The sequence below is a fragment of the Vaccinium witches'-broom phytoplasma str. VAC genome (assembly GCF_000309405.1).
In the GTDB taxonomy this organism is placed as follows: domain Bacteria; phylum Bacillota_I; class Bacilli_A; order Acholeplasmatales; family Acholeplasmataceae; genus Phytoplasma.
In genome coordinates this window covers 1-239 of sequence record NZ_AKIN01000114.1, presented here as the reverse complement: position 1 = coordinate 239, position 239 = coordinate 1, and the positions used below count along the sequence as shown (strand labels likewise).

The following is a 239-nucleotide window of genomic DNA, read 5'->3' as shown; positions in this document are numbered from 1 at the left end:
TTTTTTGGTAGAAAGGAACTAAGATGACTATCAAAAAGAAATCAAATAAAAATTCAACTAATTTAATCATAATCATCATAACATCTATGATCTTATTTTTAGGGACTTATGTTTGGATTCATCATCAAACTTTAACGGAAACTGAAACAAACCTCATAACCCATCATAAAAAATTAGAAATCCAAAATAAAAATCTCCAAGAAATGAAAGACAAACTCCAACAAAACAAAGATATAATT

1 pseudogene is annotated in these 239 nt (G+C 25.5%); it reads left to right on the top strand.

What is annotated here, in order from left to right:
- Positions 1–23: 23 nt before the first annotated feature.
- A pseudogene (locus tag RI68_RS02150) lies at positions 24–239 on the top strand (ATP-dependent Zn protease); the annotation flags it as partial.